This is a genomic window from Shewanella jiangmenensis (genome assembly GCF_018596335.1).
GTDB lineage: Bacteria > Pseudomonadota > Gammaproteobacteria > Enterobacterales > Shewanellaceae > Shewanella > Shewanella jiangmenensis.
In genome coordinates this window covers 357,427-371,862 of sequence record NZ_JAHEPS010000004.1, presented here as the reverse complement: position 1 = coordinate 371,862, position 14,436 = coordinate 357,427, and the positions used below count along the sequence as shown (strand labels likewise).

At 53.2% G+C, this 14,436-nt stretch carries 18 protein-coding genes and 1 pseudogene; 10 read left to right on the top strand and 9 right to left on the bottom strand.

Annotated features, from left to right (window positions below):
- The first annotated feature begins 106 nt into the window (after positions 1-106).
- On the top strand, positions 107-310 hold the full coding sequence (gene zapB / locus KJI95_RS12695; protein ID WP_214507570.1) for a cell division protein ZapB: 204 nt from the start codon (positions 107-109) through the stop codon (positions 308-310).
- 11 nt (positions 311-321) lie between these two features.
- Here the strand turns inward: zapB and KJI95_RS12690 are convergent, their stop codons facing one another.
- The 6 genes from KJI95_RS12690 to KJI95_RS12665 all read right to left on the bottom strand — a co-directional run bounded on the left by KJI95_RS12690 (position 322) and on the right by KJI95_RS12665 (position 4,354).
- Positions 322-534: a DUF1107 domain-containing protein gene (locus KJI95_RS12690; RefSeq protein ID WP_214507569.1), complete on the bottom strand. Its 213-nt coding sequence runs from the start codon at positions 532-534 to the stop codon at positions 322-324.
- Positions 535-914: 380 nt separating this feature from the next.
- A complete protein-coding gene (locus KJI95_RS12685; protein WP_214507568.1) occupies positions 915-1,529 on the bottom strand; it encodes a thiol:disulfide interchange protein DsbA/DsbL in 615 nt (204 codons plus the stop codon).
- A gap of 132 nt (positions 1,530-1,661) precedes the next feature.
- Entirely contained in the window at positions 1,662-2,639 is a 978-nt protein-coding gene (locus KJI95_RS12680) for a serine/threonine protein kinase (RefSeq protein ID WP_250885802.1), read from the bottom strand.
- A complete protein-coding gene (locus KJI95_RS12675; RefSeq protein ID WP_214507567.1) occupies positions 2,636-2,944 on the bottom strand; it encodes a DUF3630 family protein in 309 nt (102 codons plus the stop codon). Before KJI95_RS12675 ends, KJI95_RS12680 begins: the two co-directional genes overlap by 4 nt.
- Positions 2,941-3,243, bottom strand: coding sequence for a hypothetical protein (locus KJI95_RS12670; RefSeq protein ID WP_214507566.1), 303 nt, complete (start codon positions 3,241-3,243; stop codon positions 2,941-2,943). Before KJI95_RS12670 ends, KJI95_RS12675 begins: the two co-directional genes overlap by 4 nt.
- Before the next feature lie 154 nt (positions 3,244-3,397).
- Complete coding sequence (locus KJI95_RS12665; RefSeq protein ID WP_214507565.1) at positions 3,398-4,354, bottom strand: hypothetical protein; 957 nt, start codon at positions 4,352-4,354, stop codon at positions 3,398-3,400.
- A 266-nt stretch (positions 4,355-4,620) separates the two neighbouring features.
- Here KJI95_RS12665 and KJI95_RS12660 point away from each other — a divergent pair, with 266 nt between their 5' ends.
- The 3 genes from KJI95_RS12660 to KJI95_RS12650 all read left to right on the top strand — a co-directional run bounded on the left by KJI95_RS12660 (position 4,621) and on the right by KJI95_RS12650 (position 6,740).
- Positions 4,621-5,010 carry a nitrous oxide-stimulated promoter family protein gene (locus tag KJI95_RS12660; protein WP_214507564.1) on the top strand — a complete coding sequence of 130 codons (390 nt, stop codon included), beginning with the start codon at positions 4,621-4,623 and terminating at the stop codon, positions 5,008-5,010.
- Positions 5,011-5,086: 76 nt separating this feature from the next.
- Positions 5,087-5,977, top strand: coding sequence for a hypothetical protein (locus tag KJI95_RS12655; protein ID WP_214507563.1), 891 nt, complete (start codon positions 5,087-5,089; stop codon positions 5,975-5,977).
- Positions 5,978-6,167: 190 nt separating this feature from the next.
- Positions 6,168-6,740 (top strand): YSC84-related protein, encoded by a 573-nt coding sequence (locus KJI95_RS12650; protein ID WP_214507562.1) that lies wholly within the window; start codon positions 6,168-6,170, stop codon positions 6,738-6,740.
- A gap of 79 nt (positions 6,741-6,819) precedes the next feature.
- On the opposite strand, the gene KJI95_RS12645 is transcribed toward KJI95_RS12650, so the two are convergent.
- The 3 genes and pseudogenes from KJI95_RS12645 to KJI95_RS12635 form a co-directional block, all read right to left on the bottom strand.
- A complete protein-coding gene (locus KJI95_RS12645) occupies positions 6,820-7,389 on the bottom strand; it encodes a hypothetical protein (RefSeq protein ID WP_250885801.1) in 570 nt (189 codons plus the stop codon).
- 83 nt (positions 7,390-7,472) lie between these two features.
- On the bottom strand, positions 7,473-8,519 hold the full coding sequence (locus KJI95_RS12640) for an acyltransferase family protein (RefSeq protein WP_214507561.1): 1,047 nt from the start codon (positions 8,517-8,519) through the stop codon (positions 7,473-7,475).
- Positions 8,520-8,823: 304 nt separating this feature from the next.
- Positions 8,824-9,147, bottom strand: a pseudogene (locus tag KJI95_RS12635) (YkvA family protein); the annotation flags it as partial.
- A gap of 358 nt (positions 9,148-9,505) precedes the next feature.
- On the opposite strand from KJI95_RS12635, the gene KJI95_RS12630 reads away from it, so the two are divergent.
- From KJI95_RS12630 to KJI95_RS12605, 6 genes are all read left to right on the top strand, one after another.
- Positions 9,506-9,901 carry a BlaI/MecI/CopY family transcriptional regulator gene (locus tag KJI95_RS12630; protein WP_214507559.1) on the top strand — a complete coding sequence of 132 codons (396 nt, stop codon included), beginning with the start codon at positions 9,506-9,508 and terminating at the stop codon, positions 9,899-9,901.
- Entirely contained in the window at positions 9,894-11,102 is a 1,209-nt protein-coding gene (locus tag KJI95_RS12625) for a M56 family metallopeptidase (protein WP_214507558.1), read from the top strand. The genes KJI95_RS12630 and KJI95_RS12625 overlap by 8 nt, the downstream gene beginning before the upstream one ends.
- A 54-nt stretch (positions 11,103-11,156) precedes the next feature.
- Positions 11,157-12,002 (top strand): S1 family peptidase, encoded by an 846-nt coding sequence (locus KJI95_RS12620; protein WP_214507557.1) that lies wholly within the window; start codon positions 11,157-11,159, stop codon positions 12,000-12,002.
- Positions 12,003-12,076: 74 nt separating this feature from the next.
- Complete coding sequence (locus KJI95_RS12615; RefSeq protein ID WP_214507556.1) at positions 12,077-12,871, top strand: S1 family peptidase; 795 nt, start codon at positions 12,077-12,079, stop codon at positions 12,869-12,871.
- 191 nt (positions 12,872-13,062) lie between these two features.
- Positions 13,063-13,653, top strand: a complete 591-nt coding sequence (locus tag KJI95_RS12610; RefSeq protein WP_214507555.1) for a peptide-methionine (S)-S-oxide reductase — start codon at positions 13,063-13,065, stop codon at positions 13,651-13,653.
- Between the two features lie 218 nt (positions 13,654-13,871).
- Entirely contained in the window at positions 13,872-14,396 is a 525-nt protein-coding gene (locus KJI95_RS12605) for an acyloxyacyl hydrolase (protein WP_214507554.1), read from the top strand.
- Positions 14,397-14,436 lie beyond the last annotated feature (40 nt).

The following is a 14,436-nucleotide window of genomic DNA, read 5'->3' as shown; positions in this document are numbered from 1 at the left end:
GGAAAAATCGTCAACAAAAGGCCGAAAATGCGCATTTACGCTAGGTCCGAAGGGCCGAGCCTGCTAGAATCTTGGCTCTATCCAGACCCTTTACAGGACCTTTCCCATGAGCCTTGAATTACTGTCCCAGCTGGAATCTAAAATCCAGACCACACTGGAAACCCTGGAGCTTCTGAAAATGGAGCTTGAGGAAGAAAAACAAAAGTCTGCCAACCTGGCACAGCAAAACCAAACCCTGAAACAGGAGCTGAGCTCCTGGAATGACAAGATCACCGGTCTTGTTGGTTTGCTGAATAACCAGGTTGACTGACCCGCATCACATCAGGCCGTTTTGGCCTCCTGATTCTGAGCTTCAATCAGCTCATTCAGTTCCAGAATCGCCTGCTTTACCTGAGGCAGGCTTTTTCTGGGCAACAAAAATTTTCCTTTTTCAAACTCCAGCCGTCCCAGGTCTTTTACCCAGATAACCCCCGTCAAAAAAATCCGTACGTGTTTGACGATGAGTTTGGGAGCATAAACAGGAAAAACTCTCACTTGACCCCTCCTGTACTTGTTCTGGTTATTATGGATTACAGTAGTTCGACATCTGTTTTACCAGCCAAGTTTCATCCCTTGAAGCAGAAATTTGTAAATTTTGTCTTCCGTTAACGTAAGCTGCTGATTTATCGCCAACAGAAATTATCTTTTTTTCATCCGTCAATTCTCTGGCGCTTGCCAAGTCTATGACGCCTTGCTACATTTAGCGCGTTACTCAGGGTAAAACTGAGCCATCTGGCTCTATGCCGTGCTTCTTGCGACCAGGGAGTACGGTTTTTTTTTGCCCGCTCGCCGCTAACATCATCCCTATCGCCTGCTCTCAAGGCATAAAAAAAGCGCCCAGAGGCGCTTTTTGTGATTTTACCGACCGACGTCAATCAGTCTTTCTTGTTCGCCAGGAAGAAGGCGATGTCGAGCATTTCATCGTAGCTCTTGATGTTGTCGTTCATCACGCGGTACTTGCCGTTAACCACCAGTGCAGGCACACCTGACAGCTTGGCGTTTTCGGTGTCGCGCTTCATCTTGGACATCTGCGCGTTCACCATAAAGGAGTTGGCAGCAGCGTCAAAGTCTTTGGCAGCAACGCCGTTGGCCACAAACAGGGCGCGCACGTCATCACGGCTGGTGAAGTGCTGCTTTTGATCGTGGATGGCGGCAAACAGGGCTTGCTCCATCTTCTTTTCCACTTTCAGCTGGTGTGCCACGGCAAACGCGCGGGACATTTCAGGGCCCATTTCACGGCCGATAAAATCCACGTGCGCCTGATTGAACGCCACACCTTCCGGCTTTTTGGCTTCGATCATAGGAACCACAGTCTTGGAAAAGTTGTAGCAGTGTGGGCAGTAAAAAGAGAAAAACTCAGTGATCTCAGGCTTGGCGCTGCCGGGACCTTCGTTGATCACTTCGTAATGTACGCCTTCCTTGTAATCGGCGGCCAGAGACATAAAGGGCAGAGCCAGCAGGGCGGCTGCCATCAGCAGAGCTTTTTTCATCTTGTTTCCTTGGTTTGCGGGTCCTTGGGACCTAATAACAAATAAAACTTACCACTGAGCGGCGATGCTTAAACTAATACGCTTTTTGATGCCAGCTCAAGCCCAGAGTTCAACTTTGTGTTACAAAAGACATCAGAATGGCTGCAAACTGAGCGGCGGCGCCGCAATTAGCTGACATTGCTGCATAAGCTCCCGGCACTGACGCTGCCAGAAACTCTCATCCTCAAACCACGGAAAATGCTGCGGAAATGCCGGGTCATCCCAGCGGCGCAGCACCCACGCCATATGATGCAGCATACGAATGCCCCGAAGCGGCTCAATCAGCTTAAGCTCCCTGTGGTCAAAATCGCTGAACTCCTCATAGGCCAGCAGTAGGGTGTCGAGCTGTAAGCGCCGGTCATTATCATCCCCTGAGAGCATCATCCACAGATCCTGGATCGCTGGACCTGTGACGGCGTCGTCAAGGTCAACTACGCCAGGGCCATCAGGCATCCACAGGATGTTGCCCGGGTGCAAATCGCCATGAAGCCTGAGAGCCTTGGCCTCAAACCAATGCTGCTCAATGGCTTGGGTCAACGTTTTGGCGGCGCTCAAAAGCTCTGCATGCAGATGGCCGGGCACCAGAGTCGATTCCTCAAGCACAGTCAAAGCGCGACGGGCAAAGTGCGGCCCGATATGCTCACGCTCGCCAAAAGGCGCTACCCGCCCCACCTGATGCATGCGGCCAAGCAGGTGCCCAATGGCTTCAAGCTGGTCAAGATTATCCATCTCAAACGGCCTGCCGCCGAGGGACGGAAACAGCGCAAAGCGGAATCCCTTAAACTCAAACAGGGTTTTGCCATCGATTGCCACAGGCACGGCCACCGGCAACTCGGCGTCGGCAAGCTCGGCGGCAAAGGCGTGCTCTTCCCGTATCTGGTCGTCGCTCCAACGCTCAGGACGATAGAATTTGGTCACATAACGCTGGGCGCGATCGCAGCGAAACTGATAAACGCGGTTTTCGAAACTGTTGAGCGGAATAAGGCCGGTTTCGGGGTAAATGCCTACAGATTCAATGGCATCCAATATGGTATCCGGCGTCAGTTCCTGAAAATGAAAGGCACTGCTCATGATTGGGCTCCGCGGCACAGAGGCCTTAGTAATCCGGCAAGAAACTCAAGCACTTCCCAGTCCTGCTCGCGGTCGCTGGCAAGCCAGGCCACATCACCATAAAACTCAAAATTAAGCCACAGGCGGCAGCCTTCAAAGTCGAGCAGCCATTGATGACGGTCAGCGCCCCACTGGCGCTCCAGCACCCGGCAATCGAGCGCGGCCGCGAGCGGCTCAGCAAACTGCTCAAAATGGTCCACATCGATATCGCCCTGAATAGCCAGGCTTAAATTTGCCCGGTCGAGCGTGATTTGATGAAGTTTCATTGCACATCTCCCGCCTTGCCGGCGTGGCTGATTTGGCAGGTCAGCAGCCCATTTTCAGCCTTGCAGTCGCTACCGCACAGATACTCGCCCTTATCGCCCCCAAGGCGCACCAGACCATCCCCCTTGGCCTGACACTGCTCCAGAGTCTGATAAAAACCGGCGACTTCGCTGTACTGCCAGGCCGAGCCTGTGGCTGTATCGCGGTAAGCGAGCGTCCACTGCCCCGCCTGGGTGCAGCCGCCAAGCTGCAGCCCGGCGACAAGCAGCGCAATCATGAGCAAGCAGGACTTTAGGTACATTCTCAATCCCCGTATGCCGTGGCCTGCGTTTGTCACCAACGCTGCATCCATAGATGCAGCAACAAGCAAAAGCCGCGGCAATAAAAAAGCGGCGCCCAACGCGCCGCCTTGCATTTTATCCCGCACGGGCCAGCAGTTACCAGCCCCGCACTCATCAGGCGCCGGCTTTGCCTTTGGCCTTTTCAATCCGGCTGATCCGCCCTTCAAACCCGGTAACCGTGCCATCGGACAGGCCAAGTGCCAGCGCCTGACGGCAAAGGGCAATGGCCGCATCAAACTCGCCCTTGTCATTGAGAAGCGTCGAGAGCTGCATAAAGAGCGCGCCTTTTAGCTCAACGCCCTTGGCAAGTTCGGTGCCATTACCGGTAAGCTCAAGGAGAAGTTTGGCCGCGTCATCGCCCAAGGAGGCGCCAAGGCTGAGGTGGTCGGCGTCTTTACGCTGCCGATAACACTCGGCAATGACCGCTTGCAGCTGCACGAGGCGCGCAGCCGCAGAATCGGCGCCATGATAGGCAGCAAGCGCCGATGCCAGCGCACCGGAGGCAAAGGCAGGAATTGAAGGCGCCGCTTTTTGCTCGGCTGCTGGTTTCGGCTCGGATGAGGATTTTAGCTCGGATGAGGACTTCGATTCGGATGACGATTGTGGCGCAGATGAAGTATTTTGCTCAGCGGCTACCCTGGACTCCGCCACCGGCTCAGGCTTGGATTGGGCTTCAACTGCTGACTGACTTGGTGCTGGCTTATCTGCAACAGCAACTGACTCCTTGTTAGGAGCTGCCGACTCGGCCTTAGGCGCAGCGGATTCTGCGGCCTGTTCAGCTTCAGTAACAGCAGCAGGCTCTGCTGCGGGTTCAGCAACTGGCTTAGAGTCAGTCTCAGCCGCCTTGCTGTCAGCCTTGAGTGCAGCTTCGCTGCTGGTCTCTGGCGTTACAGTTGCTTCCGGCTTTGTCTCAGCTTCTGGCTTTGCATCTGCGTCGAACGTTGTCTCTGCTTCTGGCTTTGGCTTTAGCTCGGGCGCAGGCCCTTTACGCTCGGAGGTGGCCAGACTTTTGGCCCGCTGGTACAAAAAGATCCCGGCCAGAACCAGGAGGATGAGCACTAAGATTTTCATGACTGTATCCTGTGTTTCGCAGGCGTCCCGCGCGCCCTGTTCAAAACCCGATCTCCATGCAAGACCGACATATAAGTGGTTATTATTAGAGCAATTCACCCACAAGGATCAAGCATTTATCTATCAAAATCCGTTAAAAGTCCATTGGATGGCAACTTTTCAAAAGCTGCTTTTTGTGCGCCTGTTCATGCTTTGGCTATCGTTTTTTGAGTTGAGAGCGGGCGGGGACTAAGATAAAAACCAAGCAATCAACTTGGGTATTGGTCATGAGCGAAACGCTGTTGCTGGACGGTAATCTGGGGCGGGAATTTGCCACCATCAGCGCCATGGTCGGCATTTACTGCCGGGATCATCATGGCAGCAAGCAGCTTTGCAGCGACTGCAGCGCCTTTCTGGAGTATGCCAGGGTTCGCCTCGATCGCTGCCCCTACGGTCAGGAAAAACCCACCTGCAACAAGTGCCCTGTGCACTGCTACAAGCCCGAACCCCGGGAGCTTGCCCGCACTATCATGCGCTACGCCGGCCCGCGCATGTTGCTGCCCCACCCTATTCTTGCCATCCGCCATTTGTTGCTTGAGCGTAAACCCGCGCCGGGCAAGCCCCCCAAGGATGCATCAAACCGCCACCAAAGGTTACAACAAGCCAAGGCAGAATAAGGCAGGATTGCCCCAACGCTGCGGATAAGTTACAACAAGGCAGTCGCTGGATTTTTCAACGGAATGAGTCACCTCCATGACCGAGTTTCTCGAGCAGGGCTTTTTTTGGTTATCGCTGCTGGGCGGTGTTCACTGCCTCGGCCTCGCGCTTTATCTACGCTATATCTACCGCGCCGCCAATGGCACTCACCACTTGCTGGCGGGCATTTTTGCCTTGCTGTCGCTGTCGTTTTTTTCGGGTTTGCTTAGCCGTGAAACCGTCAGCCTGCCAATGCCGCTGGTCTACAGCCTGTTTATTCCCGGCTATTTTTTGCTGATGCCGCTGCTGTATCACTATTGCCGCCGCTCTCTAAGTGACGATGAGCACATGTCGCCGCTGCATTACCTTACCGCGCCACTGGTGGCGGTCTGGGTTGGGCTGGATCAATGGCTTGAGCCCGGGCTGATGCGCGCCGGCGAGCCCGGCAAGCTGTCACTTGCAGATTACACGCCGCTTGCCGCCACCCTCACCGTGCTGCTGTTTTTGCAAACCTGCATTTATTACTTACTGATTTTCCGGCTGCTCGCCAAACACTGGAGCCGCAGCAAGCGCGCCCGCGCCGAAAGCCTGCAGGACATACGTTTTCGTTGGCTGCTGACCCTGTGTATGGCGCTGATGCTCAACTGGCTGGTGCGGGTGATATTGACCCTGGTGCCTGTGTATTTTGGCGATGGCGTCAGCGAACTGATGCTGATGCTGCCACGGGTAATTTTGCTGCTGAGCCTGTATTTGCTGGCATTTTACGGTCTGAACAGAATCACACACGCCGCGTATCTGCGCGGGAGGCTGGCGCTGCCGCCTGCTCTCGCGCAAAAAAGCAGCTCCCAGCTGCTAAGTGCCGATGAGCTTAATTATCTGCAGGAACTGCTGCAGGAGCGCCCTGCGCAGAATAGCAAAACAGAAAGCGAGAATGACTTAAGGCGCTAGCTCTCCTTGGATTGCACCATAGGGCTGGGACGTTCAGACGACTGTATTGTGAAAAGACAGTAAATGCCAAAAGACTGCCAGTGTGAAAAGGCAGTGAAAAGCATGCTTTTTGCCCTGTGCTATTCCCTTTTGCGCGCTGGTCTATATGCTCGGCAAGAACACCTTGACGTTACCACACAGGGGAAAACCCATGAAATCACTGACACGTTTGTTGCTTGGAACCCTGCTGTTACTCGGCATGACGCCGGCCTTTGCCGCCGATGAGCAAAGCTACGCCGAAGCCATGGCAAACTTTAAGCAGGCCTCAGAAACCAAAAAGTTTTTTGATAACGCCTACGGCTACGCGCTGTTTCCGACCATTGGCAAGGGCGGCATAGGTATAGGCGCCGCCTACGGCAAGGGCCGGGTATTTCGCGCTGGCGTGCATGTTGGCAACTCCAGCATGACCCAACTGTCGATAGGCCTGCAGCTTGGCGGTCAGGCCTACAGTGAAATCATTTTCTTTAAAGATGAAGCTGCCTTTAACGATTTCACCAGCGGCACCTTTGAATTCAGCGGTCAGGCCTCGGCGGTCGCGATTAACGCCGGCGCCAGCGCCCAGGCCGGGACCACGGGCAACTCGGCGAGCGCCGGTCAGTCCGGCGGCGCTCAGTCAGCCAAAGCCAACTATATCCATGGCATGGCCGTATTCACCGCCGCCAAGGGCGGATTGATGTTTGAAGCCGCGCTGGCCGGGCAAAAGTTCAATTACGAAGCCAAGTAATGACTCGGTAACTGGCTTTGCCGGCAGCAAAAAGGCGACCCGAGGGTCGCCTTTTTTAATCACTCAACCGAGCTTTTTATTACTCATGGCCCCAGGGCGCCGGCGGCAGTTCGACCGGCTTGGTCAAATCAAATTCCACCAGAAAATCGCGGTTTTCGCGGGTCAAACGGTAGCTGAACACCTGAGGATTAAGCCCAAGATGCCAGACGTTGGTCACGGATTTGTCGAGCCCGTTGGCTTTGAAATTGGCAATCGACTCGGCATCCACCGGAAAGGATTGCCAGCGGGCGCTGCCGATATCAGCAGTATCGCCGCCGTATTGGGTCACCTTGTCTTCGCTGCCATCCTGATGTCTGTGGTCGTGCTTGAGACGAAGGCCTGCGTCAGTGCGGGTAATAACCCAGGTACGGGAATGGTCTTCGCCCACATGAAACGGCACCTTGATGACGCTGTCGCCGCACTCACGCACATGCATAACCAGTCGTGATTTGGCAAAGGCGTTGTCGCTCGAATCGCTGCGGGCCACCTTGCCTTCAAAGGCTTTACCGCATAAGGCCTTGAGTGAATCAAAAAAATCCTGCTGCGGCGTGCTGGCAGAAGCAGTGCCTGCTGCAAAGATCAACGGCAATATTATCAATCGCTTATTCATTATTTTCTCCCCATCAAAACGGTCAGCCTAACAGCCGGGGGTGAATTCAGCCTTAAGGGCACCGCCCTTAAGGCCTTTGTGGGTTACCAACCAATGACACTGCGGGACTTATCCTTCAGCAGCGCCTTGATGGCTCGGGCGGTGACTACGCTGCCAACCATCAGGAACACAAAAATAAATGCCGACAACGCCATGGCTGTCCAGGGGTTTCCTGCCGCCAGGCGGAAATGCATCGCGCCTGTGATGGTATCGAACAGGATGGAGAACAGCGGATGGATAAAGAAAATCGGGAAGCTCATTTCCGCCAGTGCATTGAGCGCGCTTTGAGTGCGCTCTTTAAGCGGCTGATGCGACAGCCACAAACAGAAACCCACCGCCAACACACACAGCGAAAACTTCTGAATAAACTGCCAGTCGATACCGCCCCAATCAAAGGCAAGCTTATGGTAGTTACCGTGATGGCCGGACAACTGCTGCATCACCACACTGACCACAGTACCAACGGCCGCCGCAGCAAGCAGCGGCGCAGCATGGCTTTTCAGCCAGTCTTCATGGGCAGAGTACAAAATCCCCATCAGATAGAACGGGGTGAAATACACCACCGAATGCAGCACGTTGATGTTGCCAATCGGCCGGTGGATAAATATCGATACCAGACACAGGGCGGCAAAAATAAGCCAGCGCGCCGCGGGGCTTAAGCGAATGTAGGCCGAGAATACCGGCGAGATGGCAAATACCGCCATGATGAACGGGATATACCAGTGCGGATACAGGATGTAGCCGTTACGAACCGTGTAATACACACCCTTGGCAAGCTCAATCGGCGGCCGGTTGTACAAAAATGCCCACTGGCAGACCAGCAGGATCATCCCCACCAGCGACACCCATAAAAACGGCTGCAACACGTTGCGAACCTTGGAGAGCATGAACTCTTTGTACACCATGCGCGGATGAAAAATCCGGTGGTAAAAGTAACCGGAGATAAACACAAACAGCGCCGTACCGCCGCGCAGCACGTTTTCTATAGTGACCGGAAATCCCAGCCCGGCGTTGTAAAGACTGTGTCCCGCCACAATCCATAAAATGGCCAGGGCGCGCATATAAGTAAATTCAAGTTGTTGCTTACGCATGACAAACACCTAAACGGGCAGGAACTTTGCTCTATCATCTGGCAGGAGCGTTCTGCTTCGGGCAAACAGGTCGGATCACAATATCCAAAACGGCACCACTATAGCCCCGCGCCGAATAAACGGGAATAGTTGAGCGGCAAAGAATCCACCCCGCATGGGATCAAATTTGTAAAGCAAAATGAAATCAAACTGTTGGGCTTATCACAGCGGCCCGGTTTCATTCTGCGTCCAGCTCTGGCTTTGACTTTGACTTTGACTCAGATTTAGATTCGGCTTTGACTTCAGACGCCGATGCGCCTTCAGCTCCAAACCAGGCATCCACCTTTTCGGCGGCTTTACTGCGACTGTTATCATCGATAAACACTGCCACCATGGTCAGCGCGGCTGCCAAGGCACCCAAATCATCACTGAACCCCATCAAGGGAGTCAGATCGGGAATAGCATCCACCGGGGTAATAAAATAGCCCAGCGCACCGAAGATAACGGTTTTAGCCCAGGCAGGGGTTTCCGGCCGCTGGGCGGCATAGTAAAGCCACAGCGCCTTTTCAATCACTTCACGGCCGGCTTGCCTGGCGAAATCCCGCACCTTGCGCCAGAAGCCATTTTCACTGTACTCGTTTTCAGCCACGGCAAAACCTCCTTTAAATCAAAGGCACAATGGCCGTTGATACTGCAAAATACCGACTTACTTTACGATAAAAGCCTGTCGATGTCAGTGCCTGAGCCAAGCTCACAAACGCCAGGGCCCGCATATGGCGCAGAAATCAATATGCGTTCAACACGCAAAAGCCTGCCTGCAATCCAGATGCTAAAACCCGCGCGCTCAAGGCGCTGAACTCAGGACACTTAAAGGGCCTGCGCTGCACAGCCGCGCAATAGCTTGCGAAGGCATACCAGACTGCCTGCTTAAAAATTATGCTTGCAATAACGATTACAACTGTAATAGGTTTGGTATTACATCTGTAATCAAAAGTGCAGGCATTGCCATGACTCAACCCGAATTAAAAGACATCAGCCCCACCGAACTGGAAGTACTTAAGGTGCTGTGGCAGCAGGCGCCTCTCAGTGCCAACGACATAGTCGAGGCGCTTAACCAAGGCGGCGAATGGCATGAAAAAACCGTTAAAACCCTGATAAACCGGCTTGTGAATAAGGGCGCGCTGGGGTTTAAAAAGGATGGCCGCGCCTATCTGTACTTCCCAACGCTTGCGGAGCATTCATACCAACGTAAGGAGAGCCAAAGCTTTATCCAGCGGGTGTTTGGCGGCAAGTTGGCGCCACTGGTGGCGGGCTTTGCCGGCAGCAACAAGCTGACCCAAGAGGATGTTGCCGAGCTTAAGCAGCTTATCGATGCGTGGGAAAAGGAGCAAAAGCATGATTGAGCTCATTCTCAGGCTCACGCCACCACTGACACTGCTGCTGGCAGTGCTTCTGCTGCTGCGCCCCTGGGTACTTGAGCACTTCGGTGCCCGCTTCCAATATGGCCTGTGGCTGTGTGTGCCGGTACTGCTGCTGGCGCTGCTTATCCCTGTGGCAAGCCCCGTCGGTAACAGCGCCATGGAGACCTATCGAGTCACTTTGGGCGAGCTTTCCCACGGCGCCAGCAAAACCGACTGGCTGAGCGCGGCTTATATCGCAGGTCTTTTGATTGCGCTCGCGGTCATCGGCTTAAGCTTATTGCGCCTCACCAAGCTCATAAGACTCGCCAAACCTGCAGTCGATACCAAGAGCACAGGCGCGCGCTTGCTCACCTCCAGCAAAACCGAGGGCCCCTTTGTGTTTGGCGTGTTTCGCCCCACTGTTGTGCTGCCTGACTGTTTCGAGACACGTTTCAGCGATAAAGATCAGCAGCTTATTCTCGCCCACGAGCTCAGCCATTGGCGCCGGGGCGACTTGCACTGCAACTTACTGGCGCTGGCGCTCTTGTGTCTGTGTTGGTTTAACCCCCTGTGCCTGCTGGCGTATCGCCGCTTCAGACAGGATCAGGAAATGGCCTGCGACGCCGATGTCACCATCGAACTCAGCCAGGCCGACCGCATTGCCTATGGCCGAGCGCTTATTGGTAATGCCGCCACGGTTGCCCGGAGTTGGCAGCCGCTTTCACACCACTATGGAGATAAACACACCATGAAACAAAGAATCATGCAGCTTAAACACAGCAAGGGTTTCAGCGCCGCATCACTGCTGACACCACTGGCACTGGTGGCCGCCTTAGGTATTTGGGCGCAGGCTCCGGCCATGGCTGGCGACAGCAAAGACCTCAGCAAGCTGGTGGTTGCCATTGAGCCCAAGTACCCCATTAACGCCGCAAAAGAAGGTGTAGAAGGCTATGTGCAGGCAAGATTCGATATCGATGCCAAAGGCGCAGTATCCAATGTGGTGATTATTAAATCTGAGCCCGAAGGCGTGTTCGATCAGGTTTCAATCGATGCGCTGAACCAATGGCAATACGAGCCCAAGGCCAGCAAAGGGGTTGAGGTACAACTCGATTACACGCTGGCGCCAGCTGCGCCCAGCAGTCAAACATCCGCTGACGATGAGCGCGAGCGCCTCTCAGTGCTGCCCCACAACGAAGCAAAATAATCCGCCTGCAAAGGATTACCAAAGAAAGCCAATGCCAAGGTGCACAGGGAAGTTATGCGCATATCTCAGTGCTTTTTAGTCATGATGATGAGCTTTCCGGCTGCGGCAATCGTGATCCGTCACGATGTGGGAGCGAAGCAGTATCTTGCTGAACCAGCAGATTTCGCCCCATTGGCAACACTCTACACGGATGGCGCCCATGGCACACTCATAAAGCCCGATTGGGTTGTCACGGCGGCGCACGCCACCTTTTGCATTAATCCAGGCAGCTATATCCGCCTGAATAACGAATTACATCAAGTTGAAGGTGTTTTTATTCATCAGGATTATCAGCCTGGAAAAAGTCACGATATTGCGTTAATAAAATTAGTAACGCCGATAAATAATGTTAAACCGGCAGAAATTTACACCGAAGCAGATGAACTTGGCAAAATAACCTGGTTTATCGGCGCAGGCGGTACCGGCAATGGGCTAACCGGACAGACAATTGATAATCGTATGAATGCCGGCGTTTTAAGAAAGGCGCAAAACAGCATTACTCAAGCCGACGGGCCACTATTAACTTTTCACTTTGATAGCCATGATGCCGCCTTACCGCTTGAGGGGGTATCAGGCGGGGGCGACAGCGGCGGCCCGGCTTATATCACGCGCAGCGGTACCCATTATTTGCTTGGTATCAGCTCCAGAGTTGCCGGGGGCAATATTGGCAAGTATGGCGTCACAGAGGTGTACTCCAGAGTGTCATTCTTTCGGCCCTGGATAGAAGCTATAACCACTGGCCGCGACGCTGTTAAGCAAGCTATTTCACGGTCAACGCTGGAGCGACTCCCTGCCGGTCTCACGCCTCAGACTTTACCCAAGGTGTGTGCGGAAATCGGTTTAAAACCCAAGACAATGTAAATCTAACCACGAAAACTGCTGGACGTTCGAAAATAAATTGAAGGACGTTAAAAATATATTGAAGGATAATTCAAATGAAATGGATGTTACTTATTTCGCTGCTCATCAGCTGCGCCAGCGAAGCCATTATTATAAGGCATGATGCTGCCGACACGGCCTATATTGAATTGGCTAAAACGGATAATTCAACGGTCTCTTTTTATGGTGTTTATAAGGGAAAGGAATTCGTTGCAGGCACAGGCAGCCTCATCTCAAATCAATGGATAGTGACAGCAGCCCACGTTGCCAAAGATCTTGTTATCGGCGGCAAGGTGCAATTCAAGGATGACACTTACCACATTGAAAAGGTCATCCGCCACCCGCTTTGGAAAGACCAGCAATTTCCAAATGATATCGCCCTGGTGAAATTATCCTCAGCAGTAACGAATGCAACTATCGCGAAACTCTATGATTCATCGAACGAAATCGGAAAGGTTGTCACTTTTGTTGGCCGCGGTGATAACGGCGATGGCGTTACCGGCGTTGTGGGGGCGGACGAGCAACTGAGAGCGGCCAATAACGTTGTCACTGCCGCAGACGAGCAATGGCTGAGGTTTGTGTTTGACCGTGGCACTGATGCCTTGCCATTGGAAGGAATCAGTGGCCCGGGTGACTCCGGTGGGCCTGCCTATCTCTATTCTGATGATGCTGTGTGTATTCTCGGCGTAAGCTCCTGGCAGAATGCCGAAGCAACCGGCTGGGAAGAAGGTAAGTATGGCGTGACCGAAAACTACTCCCGCATTTCCCACTTCAAAAGTTGGATAGAACAGACTATGTTGCAGGAATCCCAGCCAGCACCTGAAGCCTGCCCAAACGGCGACGCAGGTTAACGTTAAGCTTTATCGAGCTTGCGACTTGAGTAGCACAGCGCCACATTCGCCGCTGTGCCACTTTCTACGTGTAGCTAACTGCATCTAGCGACATGCCAAGCAATAAAAGAAAGCTGTAACGGCGCGAGGCGAAAGAAGCAAATCTCACGGCCAACACAGATGAACTTCAACAGAGATGAACAGCAACACAGATGAGCAGCAACACACCGCATGCATCAAACACCAGTCACACCGCCGAGCGCAGCGTTACAGCTGCGCCGGATGCTGCCGCCCTTGCCCAGCTCACCCTCGGCGGTGGTTGCCACTGGTGCACAGAGGCGGTGTTTCAAAGCCTTGCCGGGGTCATCAAGGTCGAACAGGGCTTTGCACAATCTACGCCGCCCTATGAAAGCTGGTCAGAGGCAGTACGGGTGAGTTTTGATCCAGACAAGATAAGTGAGGAGCAGCTTATCCGGGTGCATCTGCATACCCACGCAGCCACCAAGGCACACAGCATGCGCGGCAAATATCGCTCGGCGCTGTACTTCCATAATGAGCGGCAGCAGCACAGTCTTAATGCAGCGCTGCAACTGCTAGCCGCCGAATTTTGCAAACCTCTCATCACCCAAATTTTGCCCCTCGAAGGCTTCAAAGCCTCACCGGCCGAGTACCAGAACTACTATCACACCGACCCCAAACGCCCCTTCTGCCGGGTATATATCGCCCCCAAACTTGAAAAGGTGCGGTTGCTGACGGAAAAAAATGCCGCCGGGCACAGCGCGCAGACACAACAGAAAGCATGAAATAAGACTTTCCGCCGTTTTTTCTCCGCTCCCTAACAAACTTTTATCGACTTATCAATCGGATACAAAAATCTCGAGTAGTAAATGCAGGTATCCCCTTAAAAAATCTCACGCTTTTTTTAGTGCACCTTGAAGTTTGAACTAGAGTTAACAGTGTGAAGCTTCCCAACTATCCAAGCTAACTTACTGATATTTCGTTAACCTCAGCGGGGGTTCTTATGCGGAAATTAAAGCTGCAGGGCATAGTGCTGACTTTGGGATTGTGTACCGCTTACTGTTATGCGTTAAACGAAAATGGAATTGCGTTCAGCAGTGGCATTCCAGCTTCTGAACAAAACAAGGAAATCAGCAGTATGGACATGGGCTATGACCATACTATGTGGGAGATTGGTGACGATCTGGCATACGTGGGTTTCAATGTCAGAGCCGGCCAACTGTCTTTGGATGATGAATCAACCCTGCGGCTCGGCACCGGGCTGTTTCTGACAAAAGAAATAGGCAAGCTTACTTTTTCAATACCGGCCGGCTTGCTGTGGCTCGAACAGAGTGAATTTGGCAGTAATGAATTGCACACCAAAGATTACGGCGGCCACGTACAATTTTTCCTGGGTGCTGAAGTCGGCTATGAAATGACTAGAAACTGGCAGTTTTTCTACCGTTTTGAACACATGTCCAATGGCAACAGATACGAACTCAATCCAGCCTTAAACTCGCACAATCTCGGCTTCCGGGTCATGTTTTAACATTCCGACAGCGCAAAATGGGACAAAGCAGTTGCCGGCA